This window comes from Accumulibacter sp. (genome assembly GCF_032229525.1).
Classification (GTDB): Bacteria; Pseudomonadota; Gammaproteobacteria; order Burkholderiales; family Rhodocyclaceae; genus Accumulibacter.
In genome coordinates, this window is the sequence record NZ_JAVTWB010000202.1 from 1 (window position 1) to 23482 (window position 23482).

Consider the following 23482-nt stretch of genomic DNA (forward strand, 5'->3'; position numbering starts at 1 on the left):
AATGGTAGGCATGCTTCCTCCGACGGACGGGAGTTTCAAGAGCATCAGGGGCAGTATCCCGGAGTCCGGACGCCGCAGTCAATTGCCGCTTCAGTGCCAATGGGTGGCTGAAACAGTGCGAAAACCTTCCTGATCGCCCCCTGGTCGCGGCCAGGCACCCGCCAGCGCGGGCGATTGTCGATGCCCGCAATGCGCAAACTTAAGCACTGCAGCCGGAAAGCCAAAAACCCCTGCAAGCGTTTCCGCCGCAGGGGTTCAGGTGTGTGGTGGAGCTTGAAGACGCTTGTCGATGGTGGGCGATAGTGGGATCGAACCACTGACTTCCACCGTGTGAAGGTGGCACTCTACCCCTGAGTTAATCGCCCAACTGTCCGATTCGGGGACGGCCCACCCAAAAAGGAAGGCCGGATTACATCACAAGTCGATAGCCGGGTCAATCTGCGTCAATCCGCGTCAATCCGCTCCGGCCGGAACCAGGAAGTCGTGGCTGATGCCTTCGCCGAGTTCGTACATGCGATCCATGAAGTCGGTCAGATACTCGTGCAAGCCGCCGGCGAAGATATCGTCGATGCGCGCGAAATGCAATCCGGCATGCAGGACGCCCGCCTTGCGCAGGGTCTCGGCCGAAGCGCTGTTGGCGATCAGCGCGAGCATGCGGACGATCCCGTCGGCACACGCATGCAGCGATCTCGGCATATCCATGCGCAGGACCAGCAATTCGGCAACGCGGCCCGGGGTGATGGCGTCGCGATAGACCTTGCGATAGACCTGAAACGCTGACAGCGAGCGCAGCAGTGCACCCCAGCGGTAGAAGTCGCTGGCCCCCTCGTCGCCATTGCGCAGGATGTGATACTGCATGTCGAGAATACGGGCGGTGTTGTCTCCGCGCTCGAGCAGACCGCCGAGGCGGATGAAGTGCTGCGCATCGTCCCTGAGCATGGTCCCGAAGGTCACGCCACGGGTGACCGCCGAACGCAGTTTGACCCAGTCGAAGAACTCGCTCACCCCGCCCGCCAGGATGTACTCGACACTCTTCTGACGCAGATCGATCCAGGTGGTATTGACGCTCTCCCACATCTCCTGCGTGAGGGTGCCGCGCACCGCGTGGGCGTTCTCCCGCGCGGCACGCAGGCAACTGTAGATCGACGCCGGATTGTCGGTGTCGGCAACCATGAAGCGCAGGACGTTCTCGGCATTGACCTCGCCGCCGATCTTCGCAAAAGCGCTCTCCAGGCTGTTGAGATCGAGAATGGCGCGCCAGTTCTCGTTTTGCGCAGCAAGCGATTGCGGCACCATCGACATCTGGTAGGACGCGTCAAGCAGACGGGCCAGGTTTTCGGCGCGCTCGGTATAGCGCGCCATCCAGTACAGGTGATCAGCGGTGCGGCTCAACATGTTGGCTCTCCGTACATCTCAGTTCTCCAGCACCCAGGTGTCCTTGGTGCCGCCCCCCTGCGAGGAGTTCACCACCAGCGAACCTTCGCGCAACGCAACCCGAGTCAGGCCGCCAGGCACCATGCTGATGCTCTGGCCCGAGAGCACGAAGGGGCGCAGGTCCAGGTGGCGCGGCGCGATCCCCGAATCGACGAAAGTAGGGCAGTTGGACAGGGCCAGCGTCGGCTGCGCGATGTACTTCGCCGGCGCCGTGATGATCCGCGCGCGGAAGTCCTCGATCTCGGCCCGGGTCGATGCCGGCCCGACGAGCATGCCGTAGCCGCCGGCGCCGTGCACCTCCTTGACCACCAGTTCCGGCAGATGCGCCAGCACGTACTTGAGATCCTCGGGTTTGCGCAGCATCCAGGTCGGTACGTTGTGCAGCGTCGGCTCCTCGCCGAGGTAGAAGCGGATCATCTCCGGTACGTAGGGGTAGATCGACTTGTCATCGGCGACGCCAGCCCCAATGGCGTTGGCCAGAGTGACCTGCCCGGCCTGATAGGCGGCAAGCAGGCCGGGAACGCCGAGCATCGAATCCTTGTTGAAGGCCAGCGGATCGAGAAAATCATCATCCAGCCGGCGATAAATCACATCAACGCGTTGCGGACCCTGCGTGGTACGCATGAATACGGTGTGGTCCTTGACGAACAGATCGCGGCCCTCGACGAGTTCAACCCCCATCTGCTGGGCGAGAAAGCTGTGTTCGAAGTAAGCGCTGTTGTAGGCACCGGGGGTCAACACCACCACCGTCGGGTCGACAACCCCGGTCGGCGCCACCGTCCGCAGGTTTTCGAGCAGCATGTCGGGATAGTGCTGGACCGGCGCGATCATGTGCCGCGAGAAGAGCTCGGGGAAGAGCCGCATCATCATCTTGCGGTCCTCCAGCATGTAGGACACGCCGGATGGCACCCGCAGATTGTCTTCGAGAACGTAGGACTCACCTTCCCCGGCGCGCACGATGTCGACGCCGGCAATGTGGGCATAAATGCCGGCCGGCACATCGACGCCGATCATCTCGCGCCGGAACTGTGCGTTGTTCACCACCTGCTCGTACGGAATTCGCCCAGCCTCCAGGATTTCCTGGTCATGGTAGATATCGTGCACGAAGGCGTTGAGTGCTTTCACCCGCTGGCACAACCCTGCCTCCAACAGCGTCCACTCCGCCGCCGGAATGATGCGCGGAATGATGTCGAAGGGGATCAGGCGCTCGGTGCCATCCTTTTCTCCGTAAACGGCGAAAGTGATGCCAACGCGGTGAAACGCCGTGTCGGCCTCGGCCTGCTTGCTCGCCAGGCGCTCCGGCGGCATCGCCGCCAGCCAGTCGGCGAAGGCCCGGTAATGCGGACGCAGCGTGCCGCCTGCGTCGTACATCTCGTTGTAGAACTCTGCGCTCATGAGGCTCACCGCCAGAATGGGTTAGGTATCAATAAGCAGAAAACGTGCCAAACGCCGGAAACGCGCGGAAACCTGCAGAAGCGCCCGCTCGCCCGGCTCGCTCGTCTGGATATGGTGCGCAGGCATCGGGCAGCGCACCACGATGGTGCATGGAGAAACGCCAAGCTGGCAACTGTGGAACGGGCTCGCAGCGCTTGCCGGGAACGACCGTACGTTTTCTCCCGGGTCGGAGAGGCGGGGATTCGCTGGCCCAAGGAAGCTCCCCGGCGGCGATAATCCGCTACCTGTGATATATTAGCAAATACTTATATCAACAGGGAATCGCCATGAAAACTTCCGCAAGGCTCATCCTGGCCCTGTCGCTCGCTTCTGCCGCCCAGGCTGCCCACGCGCAGGATGCCACTCAATTGCTGTCGGAAACACGCAGCACCGCGTTGCCGGTGCTGCCCAAGGTAGTGCAGGCGATGCAGACGGCCGTGCAAGAACAGGGTCTGGTCGAAGCGATCGCGATCTGCAAGGACAAAGCGCCGCAACTGTTGCAGGAACTGCGACAGCAGACCGGCTGGGAAATCCGCCGCGTCAGCCTGAAAACACGAAATCCCGTGACCGGCACACCCGATGCATGGGAGGCGCGCCAGCTGGCCGAATTCGACATCCAGGCCGCCAACGGCGCCAAGCCCGAGCAGCTTGAAATCGGCGAGATTCTTACCGCAGCCGATGGCAAGCGCAGCTACCGCTACCTGAAGGCATTGCCGGTCGCCGAAGTTTGCCTGACCTGCCATGGTCCGGTTGATTCTCTGTCAGGGGAACTCAAGGCAGCATTGGCCACGGACTACCCGCATGATCGCGCAACCGGTTATGCGCCCGGTCAAGTTCGCGGTGCGCTGTCGGTCAAGCGGCCGCTCTAACGGTCATGACATGTCGAGATACCCCGGATCGTGAAAGTCATGACCGCCCCCTCTTTCCCGGCCTTTCTCCCGCGAGGGGAGAAAGGAGGTTCATGAGTCGCTTGCGCGACTTTCACATTAAGGCTTTATCGGGCCTGGCCTCGGGGAGGGCGCGCGCCGTGGCGCCCGCCCTGGGCGCCTCTCAGCGCTGCGACAGGGCTGGGACGTTCCGTCGGGCTACACCGGTGTATAGCTGACGCGGTCGGGCGATCTTGTACTCCGGATCGGCCCGCATCTCTTCCCACTGCGCCATCCAGCCCGCGGTACGGGCCACCGCAACGATACAGGCGAACATCGACGACGGGAGACCAAGCGCCTTCTGCAGGATTCCGGAATAGAAATCGATGTTTGGATAGAGTTTCTTTTCGACGAAATACGGATCTTCCAGGGCGATCCTGTCGAGCTCGATGGCCAAGGCAAACAACGGATCGTTCTGGAGGCCGAGTTCGGTCAACACATCCGTGCACAACTTGCGCATCAGCTTGGCGCGCGGGTCGAAGTTTTTATAAACGTAAAGACCGAAGCCGGTCACCTTCGAGCGATCGCTCTCGATCCTGGAGCGGCTGATCATTTCCGCGACCCGTGTCACATCACCGACTTTTTCGAGCATCGCCAGACAGGCTTCGCTGGCGCCGCCGTGCTCCGGACCCGACAGACAGGCGATCGCCGCCGAAATGCAGGCGAAAGGGTTGGCTCCGGACGAGCCCGCCATGCGCACCGTCGACGTCGAAGCATCCTGGGCATGGTCGGCGTGCAGGATCAGCAGTCTGTCGAATGCCCGCATCAGCACAGGGTTCAGTACGAATTTTTCGGCAGGATTGGAGAACATCATGTGCACGAAGTTGGCTGCGTAATCGAGATCTGCGCGCGGACTGACCGGCGGATGCCCCCTGGTGTAGTTGAAAGCCATGGCAGCCAGCGTCGGCATCTTGGCGATGATCCGATCGATCGTCAGGCTGCGCTGTTCGACATCGGAAAAATCAGCGGCTTCACGATGGAATGCCGACAACGCACCGACCAGCCCGACCATCACCGGCATGCTGTGCGCATCGCGGCGAAAGCCATGGTAAAAACTCACCATCTGGTTATGCACCGACGTGTGCTTGGTGATCGTCGCCGCAAAGCGAGCGTTCTGCTCCGCCGTCGGCAGCTCGCCGTTTTTCAGCAAATAGGCAACTTCAAGGAAGTTGCAGTGCTCGGTGAGTTGCTCGATCGGATAGCCGCGATAGAGGAGTTCACCCTTGGCGCCATCGATGAAGGTGATCCTCGATTTGCAGCTGGCGGTCGACTCGAAGCCCGAATCGTAGGCGAATCGATCGGTGTTGCCACCCAAGGCACGAATATCGACACAATCGTTGCCGTGCGTGGGGGAGAGGATCGGAAACTGTACCGGAGCTTCTCCGGTAATGGTCAACGTCGCCTTGCGTTCGGTGCTCATCGTTCGACTCCCTTTCAGGTGCTCCACATCAAGACCTACAGGTCACGGGCTGCCCGGTGGCAAGACGTTTCGCCTCCGGTTTGCCGGCGTGCGGCGCTGCGACGCCTGCGACCTGCACTCACGTTGCAATTCCCGACTCACTGCCGCGTCTGCGTCGACCATCCGAGGGCGCTTGCAGGAAAGCCTCCGTTCGCGACCGGCACAAGCCATGCGCCCCGTTTCGGAGCCTTGCGCGCCATCGCCGCACCCTCTCTGTGCCACAGGCAAGGCAAGCTGGCATCAACCCCATTGCGACAGAACGGCTTTTGCCGGCAAGTGTACCTCAGTTCCCGCCAGAAAACTCTCTCGCAGCGCTGTTCGCCAGCGATCCGCCGCCGGTCCGCAGACTGCACACACGCCCGTCCGGCAAATTCGTGCCAGCGAAAAGCCAACGCTTGCACGAATCTTGCTTGGACTCAGTAGACCGCCCCGCAAAGGGCGCCGGTCCGGACGCCTCCTGGCAGGGCGCCTGACGAAGTCCAGATCTGCGCTTACGGACTGCTTTGATCAGCAAAGGACGACACGATGAAGACAGCAATGATACCAAAGATGCTTCCCTGGCTTGCGCGCCGGGCGGACGTCAGCGATCAGCGCGCCGAAGCACTCTGGCGGAGCGCGTGTCGCCAAGCGGCCTTGACCACCGGCGCGCAGGACGGCTCGCGCTACTGGGGCGTCGCGCTGCAGAACCTGCTTGATTCGCTGGCCCTGGAGCGCTGGCGCACCGCGTTACTCGCTTGGCCCTGGCTATTGATGCGGGACAGTCTCAAGCACTGCTCCGCGCTGACACAGAGGTGCCTGGCACCGGTCAACGCCGCCCTCGGTGGCTGGCAACTCGGTGCCCACGGTGACCGACCGGGCCAGCCTCTTAGCGGGCATGCCAGCCGACATTGGTCCACAACAGCCGGTGGTGCCGCGCCCTGGTGGGCGGCGTGCGTCTGCAGGACGAGCGCATCCGGCAAGCAGAGATGACGCTGGAAATGGCGGCCGCGAACGCCCTGCTTTCCTCTGTCAAGAGCCGTTTGCACGCGGATCAGGCAAGCATTTGCGAGCAGTTTCTCGTCGACGGGGACGCGGTCCGTCTCCTTCATGACCGCTGCCGGCTGATCGACGCCGTCCTCTGCGAGGTCTGGCGTGAACTTGGTTTGCCGGCTTCGCTGGCGCTGGTTGCCGTCGGTGGCTACGGCCGCGGCGAACTGTACCCCGCCTCCGACGTCGATCTGCTGATCCTGTTGCCAGAGCCAGTGGGCAGCGCGCTGACCGCCCAACTCGAGCGACTGGTCTGCCTGCTCTGGGATGTCGGACTGGAAACCGGCCACAGCGTGCGCACCCTCGAAGAGTGCCTGGAGCAGGCGGCCGACAACGTCACGGTGCAGACGTCGATGATCGAAGCCCGTTTGCTGGCCGGCAGCGCCTCGCTCTTTCACGAATTTTCCTCGCTTGTCGACGCCAACGTGGACGCGGAAAGCTTCTTCCAGACCAAACGGATTGAGCAGGAAGACCGCCATCAGCGCTTTGGCGAGACGCCCTACAGCCTGGAGGCCAACTGCAAGGAAGGACCCGGCGGGCTGCGCGACCTGCAACTCATCCTGTGGATCACACAGGCCGCCGGTTACGGCAAATGCTGGAAGGATCTCGAGCAACGAGGTTTCATCACCGACGACGAGGAGCAGCTCCTCGAGTCAGCCGAGGGCTTCCTGCGCACCCTGCGCACGCGCTTGCACCTGCTCGCCGGACGGCGTGAGGATCGCCTGCTCTTCGAGTACCAGACGGCGTTGGCCGAGCAGCTGGGATTTACCGCCACGGCCGCCCGGCGATCGAGCGAGCTACTGATGCAACGCTACTACCGGACCGCCAAAACGGTCATGCAGATCAGTACCATCCTGCTGCAGAACATCGGTGCGGCCTTGCTGCCATCCCCGGATCAAGCACCACAGGCGATCAACGAGCGCTTCCAGCATACGCACGACTTCCTCGACGTGACGCACGAAGAGGTCTTCAGCGAAACGCCGGCGGCCATCCTCGAGGCCTTTCTGTTGCTCCAGCAAGACGCCGGCTTGCACGGCTTGACCGCCCGGGCGCAACGCGCGCTGTGGCGCGCCCGGACACTGATCGACGACGATTTCCGCCACGATCCGTGCAACCGCGCTCGTTTCCTGGAGCTGTTCCAACAGGGGACGCGACTGACCGAGACCTTGCGGCGGATGAATCAGCTCGGTGTTCTTGGTCGCTATCTGCCCGGTTTCGGGCGCATCGTCGGACAGATGCAGCACGACCTGTTCCACGTTTACACCGTCGATCAACACATCCTGCAGGTGATGCGCCGGCTCCGTCGCTTCACCATGGAAGAGTTTGCGCACGAGTACCCACTGTGCAGCCGCTTGATCAGCGACTTCGGCAATCCCTGCGTGCTCTACATCGCAGCCCTCTTTCACGATATTGCCAAGGGCCGAGGCGGCGATCACTCCGAACTCGGCGCGATCGACGCCCGCCGGTTCTGCGACGAGCACGGGCTGGCCGCGGAAGAAACCGAACTGATCGTCTGGCTCGTTCGCCAGCATCTCGTGATGTCCAGGATCGCGCAGAAGGAGGACATCGCCGACCCCGGCGTGGTGGCCCGATTCGCCACCACCGTGGGCAATGAACGGCGTCTCGTCGCGCTCTACCTGCTGACCGTCGCCGATCTCCGCGGAACCAGCCCGAAGGTCTGGAACGCGTGGAAGGGCCAGCTGCTCGAGCAATTGTTCACGGCCACCCGGCGGAGCCTGCGATCGAGCGAGGCCCCGGCGATGGCCGACGGCATCGTTACGCAGCGGCAGCTGGAAGCCCGGCGCCTGATGCGCTACCTGGCGCTTCCCGAGGCGGTACATGAACGCCTGTGGGAACAAGTCGACACCGTGTATTTTCTCCGTCAATCCGCCGACGAGATCGCCTGGCACGCCCGCGCTCTCCACGACCACGTGCATCCCGAAAAACCGCTGGTCAAGGCGCGCCTCAGTCCGCTCGGCGCCGGACTCGAAGTGATGATCTACTCGCACGATGAAACGGACCTCTTCGTGCGCATGGCCGGCTTCTTCAGCCGCGCCGGCTACAGCATCGTCGACGCCAAGATCCACACCACGCGTGACGGCTACGCGCTCGACACCTTCATCGTGCTTGACGTCGCCGAACGCGGCGGCAGGCGCGAGATGATCAGCTACATCGAGCACGAACTGAGCGAGCGCCTGTGCGGGCGCTCGCCGCCCGACCTACCGGCTAGCGGGCGGGTTTCGCGGCAGGTGCGACATTTCCCGCTGCAACCCTCGGTAAGCATCCAGCCCGTGGTCACCCTCGAAGCGGACGAAACCGGCAAGCTGTTCGTGCTCACCGTCGTGGCGGCCGACCGTCCCGGTCTGCTGTTCGTGATCGCCACGCAGTTGGCGGCACACCACGCCAATCTGCACACCGCCAAGATCGCGACACTTGGCGAACGCGTCGAAGATACCTTCCTGATCAGCGGCAGCCATCTCGAGGAGAGCGCCGGCCGTGTCAAGCTGGAGACCGATCTGCTGAAGCAGTTACAGTCGTGAGTCGGCCGACCCTCGTTGATGCCAGAGTTAACCGGGACGGGCAAAGCGAAAAAACCGTTGCGCCGATTGCCCGTGAGAAAATGTCTCACCCACGCACCGCCCTAATGCATCCATCTTCGCCAGTCACGCTGCGGCACGCCTGCTGCATGGAGCGTTTCTTGCTTTAGTTTTCTGCGCCCTTGCCCTGGAGTTAACCGTGTCCATTCATGTCGCCCTCAATCACGTCACACACTATCGCTACGACCGTCCGATCAGCCTGGCGCCACAGGTCATCCGCTTGCGACCAGCGCCGCATTCGCGCACGCCTATCCTCAGCTACTCGCTGAAAGTCACGCCGGCGCAGCATTTCATCAACTGGCAGCAGGACCCGCAGGCCAACTACCTGGCGCGCCTGGTCTTCCCGGAGAAGACCCGCGAGTTCCGCGTCGAGGTCGATCTGATCGCCGAGATGTCGGTGATCAACCCTTTCGACTTCTTTCCCGAGCCGTATGCGGCGACCTTTCCCTTCAAGTACGAAGCCTGGCAAAAGGAAGAACTCGAGCCCTATCTCGAACCCTTGCCGCTGACCCCGGCGCTGGAGCGCTTTCTGGCGACGGTTCCGTCCGAACCACGCACCAGCGTCGACTTCCTGGTCGATCTCAATCAGCGCATCCAGGACAAGGTGGGCTACGTCATCCGCCTCGAACCCGGGGTCCAGGCGCCCGAAGAAACGCTCGAGCTGGCCCGCGGCTCGTGCCGCGACTCGGCCTGGCTGCTGGTTCAGGTGCTGCGCAATATCGGCCTGGCGGCACGCTTCGTTTCCGGCTACCTGATCCAGCTGGTACCCGACGTCAAGTCGCTCGACGGACCTTCCGGCACCGATCATGACTTCACCGACCTGCACGCCTGGTGTGAGGTCTACCTGCCTGGCGCCGGCTGGATCGGCCTCGACCCGACCTCGGGTCTGTTCGCCGGCGAGGGGCACATCCCGCTGGCCTGTTCGCCGCAACCCTCGTCGGCGTCACCGATCACCGGCACGACCGAGAAGTGCGAATGCGAGTTCGAGCACCACATGAAGGTCGAGCGGGTGTGGGAAGCGCCCCGGGTGACTCGCCCGTACAGCGACCCGCAGTGGCAGCTCATCGAAGCGCTGGGCCATCAGATCGACGCCGACCTCGCCGAGCATGATGTCCGCCTGACGATGGGCGGCGAACCGACCTTTGTCTCGATCGACGACCACGACGGCGGCGAGTGGAATACCGAGGCGCTCGGCCCGACCAAGCGCGCACGTGCGGCGGAGATCTACCACCGCTTGCGCGAAAAATATGCGCCGCAGGGGTTGCAGCATTTCGGCCAGGGCAAGTGGTATCCCGGCGAACAGCTGCCGCGCTGGTCGCTGAACTGTTTCTGGCGACGCGACGGACAAGCGCTGTGGAACAACCCGGCGCTGTACGCCGACGAGAACCGTAACGACGGCGCCGACGCGCAATTGGCCGGGCGTTTCCTGCGCCAGCTCGCCGAGCAGCTGGCGATCGACCCTGGATACGTCTTCGCCGCCTACGAGGACGTCTTCTACCACCTGTGGCGTGAAGACCGTCTGCCGGTCAACGTCGATCCCTTCGATTCCCGCCTCGATGATGCGCTTGAACGTGAGCGCCTGGCCAAGGTCTTCCGACAGGGCCTTGAGCAAGTGGTCGGCTACGTGCTGCCACTCAAGGCCCGTGCCAGGGGCGGCTGGCAAAGCGGACCCTGGTATCTGCGCGGTGGCCGCTGCTATCTCGTCCCGGGCGACTCGCCGGTCGGCTACCGCCTGCCACTCGACTCGCAGCCCTGGGTGGCCAAAGCCGACTATCCCTACACCCACGCACCCGACCCGACACAGGCCTTCCCGGCCTTGCGTGCCCATGCCGAGATTCGCGCCCAGTTCGCCGTCAGCCGCAGCCTCGGCTTGCCGGCCGTGGGCGCTGCCATCAGCGGCGAACGTTTCGCCGAGAAAGCGCTGGCACGCGTCGACGAGGCCCTTGCCCAGCGTGCCGATGTGGGCGAGGAACAGCCACCGCGAGACGGCGAATCGGCGAGCCTGGTCACCCGCACTTCGGTTTCAGTGCAGGCGCGCAACGGCGTCCTCTACATCTTCATGCCACCCACCGAGACCCTCGACGGCTATCTCGAACTGGTTGCCGCCGTCGAGGCTACGGCGGAGGCGCTGGCGACGCCGGTGATTCTCGAAGGTTATGAACCGCCCTCGGATCCGCGGCTGACCAACTTCCGGGTAACGCCCGATCCGGGCGTCATCGAGGTCAATATCCAGCCGTCCGCGAGTTGGGACGAACTGGTCGCGCGGACGACGCATCTCTATGAGGCCGCGCATCTGTCGCGCCTGTGCACCGAGAAGTTCATGCTCGACGGTCGCCATACCGGCACCGGCGGCGGCAACCACTTTGTCTTCGGCGGCGCGACCACGCTCGACTCACCCTTCCTGCGCCGGCCCGATCTCTTGCGCAGCCTGATCAGCTACTGGCACAACCATCCGTCCCTGTCCTATCTCTTTTCCGGGCTGTTCATCGGTCCGACCAGCCAGTCGCCACGCGTTGACGAGGCGCGTAACGACTCGGTCTATGAGTTGGAGATCGCCTTCAGTCAGTTGCCACAGGCCGCTGCGGACGCCGCCGAATGCGTCGCCCCGTGGGTGATCGACCGAGCGCTGCGCAACCTGCTGATCGACTCGACCGGCAATACCCACCGCGCCGAATTCTGTATCGACAAGCTCTATTCACCCGACGGCGCCACCGGCCGCCTCGGCCTGCTCGAAATGCGGGCCTTCGAGATGCCGCCGCATGCGCGCATGTCGCTGGCCCAGCAGCTCCTGCTGCGGGCGCTGATCGCCCGCTTCTGGCGCACGCCGTACGCGCCCGAGCGACTGGTCCGCTGGGGCACCGAGCTGCACGATCGTTTCATGCTGCCGCACTTCGTCAAGCAGGACTTCGACGACGTCATCAGTGAACTGTGCAGCGCCGGCTACGCGCTAGACAGCGCGTGGTTCGCACCGCACTTCGAGTTCCGTTTCCCGGTACACGGCAGCATTTCGGTGCTGGGCATCGAGCTGGAACTGCGCCACGCGCTGGAACCCTGGCATGTGATGGGCGAACAGGGCGCCGTCGGCGGCACGGCGCGCTACGTCGACTCCTCACTGGAGCGCCTGCAAGTGAAGGTGAGCGGCATGGCCAGTGACCGCTACGTCGTAAGCTGCAACGGCCGCGCCGTGCCGATGCGCTCGACCGGCAAGGTCGGCGAATTCGTTGCCGGCGTGCGCTATCGGGCCTGGAACCCGCCCTCGGCTTTGCATCCGACGATCGGCGTGCACGCGCCACTGGTCTTCGACCTGGTCGACACCTGGATGAAGCGCTCGCTCGGCGGCTGTCAGTATCACGTCGAGCACCCTGGTGGCCGTAACCCCGATCGCTACCCGGTCAACGCCAACGAGGCAGAAGGCCGCCGCCTGGCGCGATTCACCCCTTTTGGCCACACCCCCGGGGTGGTCGAACTACAGCCTGCGCCGGCCAATGCCGGCTTCCCGTTTACGCTAGACTTGCGGCGTTCCTGAAACCAGCCGGCCCGGGGTGCTCCCGGGCCTGTTTCCTTGATGCCGCGATCCTTGCTCTCGACCTATCCGCAAAAACCCGGCCGTTTCGACGAGATGCTCGCCGAAGACGGCAGGATTCGCCGCGCGTGGAAGCCTTTTGTTACCCATCTCGACGCGGCCACGCCCGAGCAGATGAGCCACCGGCTGGCCTACGTGCGACGCTGCATCCTCGAGAATGGCGTGACCTACAACGTCTATGCCGACCCCGAAGGCGCCGACCGGCCGTGGGAGCTCGATCCGCTGCCGCTGATCCTGTCGGCGGCAGAATGGCAGCAAGTGGCCAGCGCGGTCACCCAGCGAGCCCGCCTGCTCAATGCCGTGTTGCGTGACCTCTACGGCGAGCAGACATTGCTCAAGGACGGAACCCTGCCGCCGGCACTGGTGTACGGTCACAACAACTTCCTTTGGCCCTGTCAGGGCGTGCGGCCGGCCGGCGACACCTACCTTCATTTCTACGCCGCCGATCTCGCCCGCTCGCCGGACGGCCGCTGGTGGGTAATCGGTGATCGTACCCAGGCACCCTCGGGAGCCGGTTACGCGATCGAGAACCGCACCATCGTCGGCCGCCTCTTTCCGGAACAGTTCCGTGACCTGCGGGTCCAGCATCTCGCTTCGTTTTTTCGCGAATTTCAGAATGCTCTGGCGTATTGGGCGCCGCACGCCACCGAGACCCCGCTGATCGTCTTGCTGACCCCTGGCCCCTACAACGAAACCTACTTCGAGCACGCCTATCTCGCGCGCTACCTGGGTTTTCCACTGGTCGAGGGGCAGGATCTGACCGTTCGCGAAGGCTCGGTCTATCTCAAGACGCTCAACGGCTTGCGGCGCGTGCATGCGATTCTGCGCCGCCTCGACGACGACTACTGCGACCCCCTCGAACTGCGCGGCGACTCGGCGCTGGGCGTTCCCGGACTGCTGCAGGCGGTGCGCGCCGGTAATGTGCTGGTCGCCAATGCCCTCGGCAGCGGCCTGCTCGAGTCGGCGGCGCTACCGGGATTCCTGCCCGGCGCCTGCGAAAAACTGCTCGGCGAACCGCTGGCGATGCCGTCGGTGGCCACCTGGTGGTGTGGCGAGCAAGCCGCGCTGGATTATACGATCGCCAACCTGGACCATCTGGTGATCAAGGGCTCCTATCCCTCGCAGCATTTCGATGCCCTGTTCGGCAATGAACTGACCGGCAGCGCCCGGGAAGAAATGATCGCGCGCCTGCGTGCCCGCCCGCAGGCCTATGTCGCACAGGAGCTGGTCAATTACTCGCAAGCACCGGCGTGGAGCGGTAAACACAAGCGGCGCCTGCTGCCACGTGGCGTTGGACTGCGGGTCTTTGTCGCCGCCACACCCACTGGTCACGTGGTGATGCCGGGTGGACTGACACGCGTATCGGCGGCGTCCAACGCGCGCATCATTTCGATGCAGCGGGGAGGATCGAGCAAGGACACCTGGGTACGCACCGAGACGGTCGTGAATACCTTCAGCCTGCTCAAGCACTCGATCGGCAAAGACGATCTGGTGCGCGGCGGCCACAACCTGGCGTCGCGCGTGGTCGAAAACCTGTACTGGTTCGGCCGCTACGCCGAGCGCTGTGACAAGACCTCGCGCCTGCTGCGCGTCACCCTTTCGCGCCTTGTTGATGCGGGTGCCGACTCCCTGCCAGCGCTGACTTCCGCCCTCGACCTTTGTCTGGCTCTGAAGCTGTTGCCGGTCGCTGACCCCGAGGGGGCCAAGGATGGCAAGACGGCGGTACCGACGTCGCGGTCGCAAAGGGAATCCCTGGTGCTCACGGCGATCTGCGGCAAGGAGTCGAATGACGGTCTTGCCGGCGACATCCGTCGTCTGCTATGGGTTGCGACACAGGTACGCGAGCGTTTCTCGTTGGACAACTGGCATGCGCTGAATCGTCTGCAACACCAGTTGCAGGCCTACTGCAGGCTGTCGAGCGGCGACGCACAGGCTGAGCTTGGCGAAGCGCTGGCGTTTCTCGACCAGGTCCTCCTCACCTCGTCCTCGCTGGCCGGTTTCGCGATGGACAACATGACTCGCGACGACGGCTGGCGGTTGCTGATCATCGGCAGGCGCATCGAGCGACTGAGCTTTCTCGCCAGGGCCGTCGCCCATTTCCTGCACCTGGACTCGACCCGCGCTCCCGGTGGTCTGGAATGGTTGCTTGAGCTGACCGACAGCATCATTACCTACCGTTCGCGTTACATGACGCAGCCGGAACTCTTGCCGGCGCTCGATCTGATCGTATTCGACGACGGCAACCCGCACTCGGTGGCCTTTCAACTGCAGATCCTGCTCCGTTATCTCGACCAGCTGGCCCGCCTGCTCGGCGGTCCGCGTGACGAAGCGCTACGGCCCGCGCTGGAGCGGCTACAAGGCTTCGACCTCGGCCTTTTCGAGGGACAGACCTTCGGCGAATGCCGCGCCTGCGATCCGTGCCTTGCCCTGGCCACCATTCTCGGCGAGGTGGCCGAAGCCGCAGCGGCTCTTTCAGACCGCCTGGCAATGCGCTATTTCAGTCACGTCGGCGACGTCAGCCGATACATTCTCGCCTCCTGATGCCCGTGACCTTGCCGGCAGCGCGCTATCACGTGGCTCACGAGACGGTCTATACGTACGACAGTCCGGTGTCGATTTCGCGCCAGTTACTCCATCTGACGCCACGGGAATGCGCATGGCAGCGCTGCCTGGCGCACCAGATCAGCGTCTCGCCGGAAGCGAGCGGATCGCGTGAACGGCTGGACAGCTTCGGCAATCCGGTACGCGAACTGGCCATCGAGTTTCCTCATGACCGTCTCGAGATCCGCGCCGAAAGCACGATCGAGGTACTGCCACACTTGCCAGCCGATGCGCCAGCAGCCCTGGCCACCCGCCCCCGCAGCGCCGCTGCCGGGCACAGGCAACCGGGATCGGCACGCAGCCTGGCCGACTATCTGCGCAATTCCCCACCTTGGGAAAGCGTGCGTGATGCGCTGGCCTACGGTTCTCGTCCGGTGTTGCTCGAAGCCAGCTGTTTTCAGTTCGAATCGCCCCATGCGAGGGTCAAACACGAGTTTGCCAACTACGCGGAGCGCTGCTTCACCCCCAAGCGGCCGGTGCTTGAAGCCGTTCAGGCGCTAATGAGCTGCATCTACAACGAGTTCGACTTCGACCCGGAAGCAACCACTGTGGCTACCCCGGTACTCACCGTGCTGGCCGACAAGCGTGGCGTCTGTCAGGACTTCGCGCACCTGATGCTTTCGTGTCTGCGTTCGCAGGGTCTCGCCGCGCGGTACGTCAGCGGCTATCTGCTCACCCATCCGCCGGCGGGACAGGCCAGAATGGTTGGCGCCGACGCTTCGCACGCCTGGGTTTCGGTGTATTGCTCTGGCGTTGAAGGCGGGCACTGGGTCGATTTCGATCCGACCAATAACGTGTTGCCCGACACCCAGCACATCACGCTCGCCTGGGGACGGGATTTTGCCGACGTCTCGCCACTCCGTGGAGTCATTCTTGGCGGTGGGGCGCATGAACTGGATGTCGCCGTAACGGTGACGCCGATTATCGAAGAAAGCGCCTGAGCGCTGGCGCGACCTGGCGCTGCAGGCACGGAATTCGGCGTACCTATAGCAACTCTGCAGGCCCAAAACGACCCGGGCGGGAGAAACAAAGCTCCCCCGCCCGGAAATTGCGTGCCGAAAACAGGTCGGCGAGAAGTAGCTACCAGGTGATCTGTACTTCCTGAATGACCTGAAGCGTCGCACGCTGGACGGTGAACTTGATGCCAGCCACCTCAATGACCGTTCCCACCTTCGGGATCTCGCGGGCATGTTCGAGGAGAAAGCCCGAGAGCGTGTCGTAGTCCCCTTCGGGCAGCTTCAGGCCCAGCTTTTCGCTGAGCATCCCGGGGTCGGCGCGGGCGCTGACCAGGTAGTCGCGATGGGCAAGCTTTTTCAGCCACTCGGCCGGCTTCTCCTGACGGTCATACTCGTCCTGCATGTCCTCGACGACTTCTTCGATGATGTCCTCGAGGGTGATGATTCCCTCGGCGCCACCAAACTCGTCCATCACCACGGCCATCGCATCGCCGTCCTTGCGTAGCTCGACGAGCATCGACTCGGCGCTCTTGCTGCCAGGAACGTAGTGCGTCGGCGTGATGAAGGGCTTGATCGAAGAAGCCTCGTCCACGCCGAGCAAATCCATCGTGTTGAGCACCCCGATCACGCGATCGATTCGCCCGTCGAATACCGGCAAGCGAATGTGCGAACCGGCCACGGCCAGACGTACCGCTTCCCCGACCGTGCAGCTCTTCTCGACAGCATCAACGTCGATCAGCGGCACCATCACGTTCGACACGGTGGTCTCCGAGAAATTGAACATCCGCCGGATCATGTTCTTTTCAATCAGCTGAATGTCCCCACCTTCCTGCGGTGGCATTTGCACCATGCTCTGGATCTGCTCGCGCAAGGTGAAAGGATTGTGCTCTTCGGCCCCCCCGGCGAGCCGGGAAATAAACTTCGACAGGGTGACGAAGACGATCAGGATCGGCCAGAAAACGATCGAGAAGAAGCGCAACACATAAATCAGGCGAGGCGTCCAGGCGTCCGCCCGTTGCTGGAAGACGCTCTTCGGAACGATCTCGCCGAACACCCAGATCAGCGGCGCCACCACCAACACGGCCAGCCAACTGCCGGCTTCGCCGAACAGCGAGATCATCATCGCGGTGGTAATCGTCGAGTTGGCGACCACCGCGATATTGGTACCGACCAGGGTCGTAGACAGCAACCACTCCGGCCGCTTCTCCAGCATCTCGAGCGCCAGGCGCGCGCCGCGTGAACCCTTGGCCGCGTCATGGCGCAACTTCATGCGATCGGCACTGACGATGCCAAGCTCGGATCCGGAGAAGAACCCTTCGGCGATCAGGCAGAGCACCATGAACAAAACCGTCAGCAAGATATCGGACATCTAGACGCCCTCCCGTTTGCTCGATGGTTCAGCGTCAGGCGCCACACGTTCAGGCTCGACCCCGACTGATGCGCTGTCGGCAACGTTCTCGTCAAGCTCGCTTGCGGGTCCGTCGATCGGCTCGGGCGTCGGTGGTTCGACCAGGACACGAGAGATACGGTTGTTCTCGACGCCCTCAACGGTTAGCTTGATCTCACACAAGGTGATTGACGCCCCGGTCGCGGGCAGCTCACCGAAGGCGTCGAGCAATGCGCCAGAGATGGTCTCGGCTGCCTCGCTATCGATGCTGACGCCAAAAATGTGGTTGAACTCATCCAGGGACATGCCGGCGTCGATCAGACGGCGGCCATCGTCGAATTCACTGACCATGTGCCGGTCGACCACCTCACTGTCCGATGGGCTGACAATCTCGCCGAATACGCACTCCAGCAGATCTTCCATGGTCACCAGACCTGTAACGCCACCATACTCGTCAACGATCATCGCGAAAGACAACTTGCGCTGTCGGAAGGTGTGGAACAGTTCTACAGCTGGCTTGGATTCAGGAAAGAAGTTCGGCTGGCGTAGCAGCTTGCGAAAAGCGTGCGGATCACGTTCCAGTTTACCGAGGTCGACACCCAGCAGGTCACGGGTGTGCAAAATGCCCAGGATGGTGTCGCGACGATCGCGGAAGACCGGATAGCGCGATTGCCGAGTGGCCTTGATCTGGGCGATCAACTCCGGAATCGAAAGGTCCGCCGACAGGAACTCGATGTCGGAGCGAGGCCGCATGATATCCCGTAGCGACTTACTCCCGAACTCGAAGATTCGCTCGATATAGTGCGCCTCGTGGCTGTCCAGGGCACCCTCACCGACGGCATCGTTTACCAGTGTGCGAATCATGTCCTCGGTAACCAGGTTACCTTGCGAGCGCTGCTTGCCAACGATCAGGGTGATGAAGAATTCGGCGACATGGCGGATCACCTCGCGCAGCGGGGTGATCAAGCGCGCGAAAAGAGCGATCGGCCGGGCCTGGAAAGTGGCGAACGCGACGTTGTTGCGAATCGCCAGCACCTTCGGCGTGATTTCGCCAAACAGCAGCAGGATCGGCACCATCACCAGCAGGTTGATCATCTCGTTATCCGCGCCAAACAGATGAATGATCACCGCGGCCGAGATCACCGAAGCCGAGACGTTGACGAATTCGTTACCGATCAGGATGGTGACGATCAGGCGCCGCGGCTCGCTACGCAGCCGGTCAATCAGGTCGATACGAGGGTTCTTGGCACTGCGCATCTGAGCGAGGTGGAAGGAGCTCAGCGAAAACAACGAGGTTTCGGTGCTTGAAAAGAAACCTGAAAATCCCAGCAAGACGACAAAAACCACCAGCTCTATCCAGAGTGCTGGATCCATTCTTTACCCCCGAGTCAAATTGCACGCAACTTCCGCAAAACCACTGGAAGCGCCCGATGCTTAAAACGGACCAGAACAGCGTGGCGAAGTTCCTGGCAGCCACGTCGGCAAGTCGGCAGCGGTCACGCTGCCATGAAGATGTTTCATCAAAATGAAAATTTGGCCGTGCGCGTGCACGGCGGCCGATTATCAGCCAGCTTGATGCCCAAGTCAAACAACGGCCGGGCAGCTGCTGGATGGGCCAGCGTTCGCCGGCAAAGGCGGATACAAGGGGCTCGGTAGCCCGCGCGCTTGGCACCAAGCCAGCACCGGCAGGCGTCGCCCGTCTGAACGGCACTTGCCGGACGTCAAACCAGGCCAGGATAGATGCGGCGAAGTCAACGAATGCTGAATTCTCACCGTTCGACAAGCCATCGAAGAAAACACGTCGATTGTCAACGCTTTATGACAAATGGGCTCCCGATCGGTGGCAACCTCTTGCCCCGAGGCGGATCATTTACGCACGCCACGGCGTCGCGCGACGGTGAATATTGCACCGGTTCGGCAAGTAGTGTAAGAAAGAAGGGGTACTTTCCCTCCCCCGGTTGCTCGTCATCCTGGCCGGAGCCCGACCCACACTGGGAGCTACCTCGCCGTGTTCGAAGCTTTGCTGCTGATGATAATGCTCGTCCTCTCGGCCTTCTTCTCTGGCTCCGAAACCGCCCTGACATCGCTCTCCAGGGCGCGAACCGAGTCCTTGCTGGCGGAAGGCAGGCTTGGCGCCAAATCTCTACATCGGATGAAAAGCAACCTCAATCGAACGCTGGTCATCATCCTGATCGGCAACAACCTGATAAACACCGGCACCGCAGCACTGGCCACCGTGGTGGCGACCGAGCATTTCGGCCACCTGGGCCCGGGCCTGGCCGTAGGCGTCATTACCCTGCTCCTGCTGATGTTCGGCGAGATCACCCCGAAGACCTACGCTTCACGCTACGCGATCGTCGTCGCCCTGCTTGCTGCTGCGCCCCTCGAACTCCTTGGCAAACTGCTCTTCCCGCTGGTCTGGGCGCTGGAGAGATTCATCCGCTGGATGCACAGTCTCAGCAGCCCGCCAAAAGATCCCATGGTGACCGAGACGGAGCTGATCGCCATGGCCGCGCACGGCACCCAGGAAGGGTCCATCGAAGTAGGCGAGCACCTGATGATCCGGCGGATCTTCGACTTCAGCACATTGCGTGCCAGTGACATCATGGTGCACCGCCATCAGATCTTCTCCCTCGACGGCAATCGCACCATTGGCGACGCGCTGGAGGAGATCATCGCCGGAACCCACTACCGGATTCCTCTGCACACCGGCAATCCGGAAGAAATCAACCACGTCCTGACACTGCAGACCGTCCTGGGCGAGGTCGCGAAGGGCCATCTGGACAAGACCTTGAGCGAGGTTGGCAGCGACCCGCTGTTCGTTCCACCCAACCAGCCGGTAGACAGCCTGCTCGACGTACTCAAGGCGGATAAGGAACGCTTGATGGTGGTGGTTAACGAGTTCGGTACCCTGCTCGGTATTTTCACGCTGGAGGATATCCTCGAGGAACTGGTCGGCGACATCTACGATGACAAGGAGGCGCCGCAAGATGATCAGGCGTTGCGCAGGAGTGCCGATGGCAACGAGCTGGTAATTGACGGCACCACCGAGCTGCGCGTTCTGGAAGCCTATTTTGGCCAGGATCTCGCCGGCAAACCCTATGATTCGGTGAATCTGTGGATCATCAGTCATCTCGAACGCATTCCGGCAGCGGGCGAATCGGTCGTCCTGGAAGGTTTCGATGTCAAGATCGAGCGCGCCTCGCGGCGGCGAATCCACGAAGTGCGGATCCGCCGCAGACCCAGCGCCAAGCCCGGCTCGCCACCCGCGGCAGCTGCCGACCAGGATACTGGCGCAGACAAGAAGACGTAAGCGATCCTTGCCTGGTGACCGACGGCGTCCCGACCACGTCGTCCAATCAGGGTCGGAATAGGTAAAAGCCGGCAATAGCCGCTTGAAGTTCCGCTACAACTCTGTATATAATGCTTGGCTAAGCTGTACTGATGCTGACCTTGAACCTTGGGACGAGTCTATGCCTGCCATTCGTGTAAAAGAAAATGAACCATTCGAAGTTGCGATTCGACGTTTCAAACGCACCGTTGAGAAGACGGGACTGCTGACCGAGCTCAGGGCTCGCGAGTTCTACGAAAAGCCCACTGCCGAGCGCAAGCGCAAGCTTGCCGCAGCGGTCAAGCGCCACCACAAGCGCATGCGTAGCCAGACTCTGCCCCCCAAACTGTTCTAGAAGCGCTTGTCAAGCGCCTGAACAGCCGCCTCTCAGACGATGGGCGGCTGTTGGCATTTGTGGAACGGCAACAGCCGGGGGCACCCGCCCCGAGCGTAGCAGAGCCCCGGTTCAGTAAGGAGCTTGGCCATGTCCCTCAAAACGCGCATCAACGAAGACGTCAAGGTGGCCATGCGAGCGCGCGAGGCGAAAACCCTTGGTGCCCTACGTCTGCTGCTGGCGGCGATCAAGCAACGCGAAGTCGACGAACGGATCGAGCTTGATGACGCCGCCGTCATGGCAGTGATCGACAAGATGCTCAAGCAGCGCCGGGATTCGATGGCGCAGTTTGCCGCAGCCGGGAGAAAAGACCTGGCCGACGTGGAGCGCTTCGAGTCGGACCTGCTCGTCGGCTACCTGCCCGCAGGTCTCTCGGCCGAGGAAATCGCCGAGGCCGTGTCGCGGGCCATCGCAGAGACTGGCGCCGCCGGACCAGGAGACATGGGCAAGGTGATGGCCAGCCTCAGACCGGGACTCGCCGGGCGAGCCGACATGAGCGAAGTGTCACGGCTCGTGAAAACTCGCCTGACCGGCGCCTGAACAGCTGCAGCATGGCTGCCGTCCGCTAGCCGCGGGGAGACCTGTGTGATTCCCGACTCGTTCATTCAGGATCTGCTGCATCGCGTCGACATCGTTGACCTGATTGACGGCTACGTCCCGTTGAAGAAGACCGGCGCGAACTTCTCCGCATGCTGCCCCTTCCACAGCGAGAAATCCCCTTCCTTCACGGTCAGTCCGAGCAAGCAGTTCTACCACTGTTTCGGCTGTGGCGCGCACGGCACCGCGATCGGCTTTGTCATGGCCTTCTCCGGCGCCGGCTTCGTCGACGCGATCAAGGAGCTGGCGGCTCGCTGCGGCCTGCAACTTCCCGCTGATCAGGGTCATGCGCCGCAGCAGGGTCCGAAGCTGATGGCCCTGGCCGAAATCATGGCCAGCGCCGCAAAGTTCTACTACGAGCAGCTCAAACGTTGCGAACAAGCGGTCAACTACCTCAAGCAGCGGGGTGTCAGCGGTGAAACGGCGCGCCAGTTCGGCATCGGCTATGCGCCCGCTGGTTGGCAGAACCTCAGCGCTGCCTTCGATGATTACAGCAGGTCGGAACTCCAGCTTGCCGGGCTGGTCGTCAAGAATGAGCAGGGTCGTCTTTACGACCGTTTCCGCGACCGCGTCATGTTTCCGATCGTCAGCCAGAGAGGCGAAGTGATCGCCTTCGGTGGTCGGGTGCTCGGCCCGGGCGAACCGAAGTACCTTAACTCGCCCGAGACCCCGTTGTTTGAAAAAGGCCGCGAGGTATTCGGCCTGCCGCAAGCGCGCACGGCCATCCGCGACAGCGATACGGTGGTGGTGGTCGAGGGCTACATGGACGTCGTTGCCTTGGCGCAGAATGGCATTGGCAACGCAGTGGCCACGCTGGGCACTGCCACCACCCCCACGCATGTACAGAAGCTTTTACGCCAATCCGACCGCATCGTCTTCTGCTTCGACGGTGATGCGGCCGGGCGCAAGGCCGCCTGGCGCGCACTGGAAAACAGCATCGAAGCGCTCCCCGAGCAGAAGAGCATCGGCTTCGTCCTCCTGCCTGAAGGCGAGGACCCCGACAGTCTGGTAAGGCAGCGGGGCGGCGACGCTTTCCGGCGGATGATCATTGAGGCGACTCCGCTTTCCGACTTCCTGCTGCGCGAACTGGCCCGCAACTGTGATCTGACCGCGGCCGAAGGACGGGCCCGACTGGTGGCTGACGCCAAACCCCTGCTGGGCCGCATGCAATCGCCGCTGTTGCGACTGCAACTGGTCAAGCGCCTCGCCCAAACCAGCGGTTTTTCGCAAGCGGAGATCGAACGTCTATGCGCCCTGCGGCCGATAGCCCGGTCAGCGCCAGCGCGCGCACCGCGCAAGGCTCCCTCACTCCTGCGCCCCTTGCTGCGCCTCCTGCTGCAAAAACCGCAACTGGCTGCAAGACTGCCGCTCGACCTGCTCCCCGACAACTCGGCTGAAGCGCTGGCAGTTCGTGTTTTGTGCGCAACGATTGCGGCAGACGGAGCACAGGTCCTCGCCTACCCGGCCTTGCTTGAAAAGCTGCGCGGCTGCGAAGCGGAAAGCCTGCTTCATCACGCGGCGGCTGAACTAATGCACCAGCCCTTTGCCGAAGATGAGATCGATACAGAGTTCGAAGGGGCAGTCAAACAGCTGCTCGAAGGTGAGCACAAACGAGCCTTCGGTATTCTGCAGGACAAGATCCAGAGACTTGGTGTGGGCGGTCTGTCGAGCGAAGAAAAGCAGCAATACCTGCAAGCACTTAGTGCGCGCGGCGGAGCAAGCCAGGCAAGCTAAGATGTGATATAATTTAGAGTTTT

At 62.6% G+C, this 23482-nt stretch carries 14 protein-coding genes and 1 tRNA gene; 9 read left to right on the forward strand and 6 right to left on the reverse strand.

Features of this window, described 5'->3' with window-relative positions; genetic code table 11:
- Positions 1 to 290: 290 nt before the first annotated feature.
- The 3 genes from RUW20_RS15715 to RUW20_RS15725 all read right to left on the reverse strand — a co-directional run bounded on the left by RUW20_RS15715 (position 291) and on the right by RUW20_RS15725 (position 2829).
- Positions 291 to 365 (reverse strand) — tRNA-Val (locus RUW20_RS15715).
- An 88-nt stretch (positions 366 to 453) separates the two neighbouring features.
- Complete coding sequence (locus RUW20_RS15720) at positions 454 to 1395, reverse strand: alpha-E domain-containing protein (RefSeq protein ID WP_313953166.1); 942 nt, start codon at positions 1393 to 1395, stop codon at positions 454 to 456.
- Between the two features lie 18 nt (positions 1396 to 1413).
- Positions 1414 to 2829 (reverse strand): circularly permuted type 2 ATP-grasp protein, encoded by a 1416-nt coding sequence (locus tag RUW20_RS15725; RefSeq protein WP_313953167.1) that lies wholly within the window; start codon positions 2827 to 2829, stop codon positions 1414 to 1416.
- 326 nt (positions 2830 to 3155) lie between these two features.
- Between RUW20_RS15725 and RUW20_RS15730 the strand changes: the two genes are divergently transcribed.
- Complete coding sequence (locus tag RUW20_RS15730; RefSeq protein WP_313953168.1) at positions 3156 to 3737, forward strand: DUF3365 domain-containing protein; 582 nt, start codon at positions 3156 to 3158, stop codon at positions 3735 to 3737.
- Between the two features lie 181 nt (positions 3738 to 3918).
- Here RUW20_RS15730 and gltA read toward each other — a convergent pair whose 3' ends face one another.
- A complete protein-coding gene (gene gltA / locus RUW20_RS15735) occupies positions 3919 to 5214 on the reverse strand; it encodes a citrate synthase (RefSeq protein WP_313953169.1) in 1296 nt (431 codons plus the stop codon).
- Positions 5215 to 6218: 1004 nt separating this feature from the next.
- Between gltA and RUW20_RS15740 the strand changes: the two genes are divergently transcribed.
- The 4 genes from RUW20_RS15740 (at position 6219) to RUW20_RS15755 (ending at position 16001) form a co-directional block, all read left to right on the forward strand.
- Positions 6219 to 8819 carry a [protein-PII] uridylyltransferase gene (locus tag RUW20_RS15740; protein ID WP_409559377.1) on the forward strand — a complete coding sequence of 867 codons (2601 nt, stop codon included), beginning with the start codon at positions 6219 to 6221 and terminating at the stop codon, positions 8817 to 8819.
- A gap of 196 nt (positions 8820 to 9015) precedes the next feature.
- A complete protein-coding gene (locus RUW20_RS15745) occupies positions 9016 to 12402 on the forward strand; it encodes a transglutaminase family protein (RefSeq protein WP_313953171.1) in 3387 nt (1128 codons plus the stop codon).
- A gap of 39 nt (positions 12403 to 12441) precedes the next feature.
- The gene (locus RUW20_RS15750) at positions 12442 to 15000 is read left to right on the forward strand and encodes a circularly permuted type 2 ATP-grasp protein (RefSeq protein WP_313953172.1); all 2559 of its coding nucleotides are present in this window, start codon (positions 12442 to 12444) and stop codon (positions 14998 to 15000) included.
- Entirely contained in the window at positions 15000 to 16001 is a 1002-nt protein-coding gene (locus RUW20_RS15755) for a transglutaminase family protein (RefSeq protein ID WP_313953173.1), read from the forward strand. The genes RUW20_RS15750 and RUW20_RS15755 overlap by 1 nt, the downstream gene beginning before the upstream one ends.
- 139 nt (positions 16002 to 16140) lie before the next feature.
- Here the strand turns inward: RUW20_RS15755 and RUW20_RS15760 are convergent, their stop codons facing one another.
- Together RUW20_RS15760 and RUW20_RS15765 are read right to left on the reverse strand one after the other, a co-directional pair.
- On the reverse strand, positions 16141 to 17385 hold the full coding sequence (locus RUW20_RS15760; RefSeq protein WP_313953174.1) for a hemolysin family protein: 1245 nt from the start codon (positions 17383 to 17385) through the stop codon (positions 16141 to 16143).
- A complete protein-coding gene (locus RUW20_RS15765) occupies positions 17386 to 18777 on the reverse strand; it encodes a hemolysin family protein (RefSeq protein WP_313953175.1) in 1392 nt (463 codons plus the stop codon).
- A 634-nt stretch (positions 18778 to 19411) separates the two neighbouring features.
- Here RUW20_RS15765 and RUW20_RS15770 point away from each other — a divergent pair.
- The 4 genes from RUW20_RS15770 to dnaG all read left to right on the forward strand — a co-directional run bounded on the left by RUW20_RS15770 (position 19412) and on the right by dnaG (position 23459).
- Positions 19412 to 20716, forward strand: a complete 1305-nt coding sequence (locus tag RUW20_RS15770; protein ID WP_313953176.1) for a hemolysin family protein — start codon at positions 19412 to 19414, stop codon at positions 20714 to 20716.
- A gap of 160 nt (positions 20717 to 20876) precedes the next feature.
- A complete protein-coding gene (rpsU, locus tag RUW20_RS15775) occupies positions 20877 to 21089 on the forward strand; it encodes a 30S ribosomal protein S21 (RefSeq protein ID WP_042334924.1) in 213 nt (70 codons plus the stop codon).
- Between the two features lie 129 nt (positions 21090 to 21218).
- Positions 21219 to 21668, forward strand: coding sequence for a GatB/YqeY domain-containing protein (locus RUW20_RS15780; protein ID WP_313953177.1), 450 nt, complete (start codon positions 21219 to 21221; stop codon positions 21666 to 21668).
- A 45-nt stretch (positions 21669 to 21713) separates the two neighbouring features.
- Positions 21714 to 23459 carry a DNA primase gene (dnaG, locus tag RUW20_RS15785; protein WP_313953178.1) on the forward strand — a complete coding sequence of 582 codons (1746 nt, stop codon included), beginning with the start codon at positions 21714 to 21716 and terminating at the stop codon, positions 23457 to 23459.
- Positions 23460 to 23482: the final 23 nt, after the last annotated feature.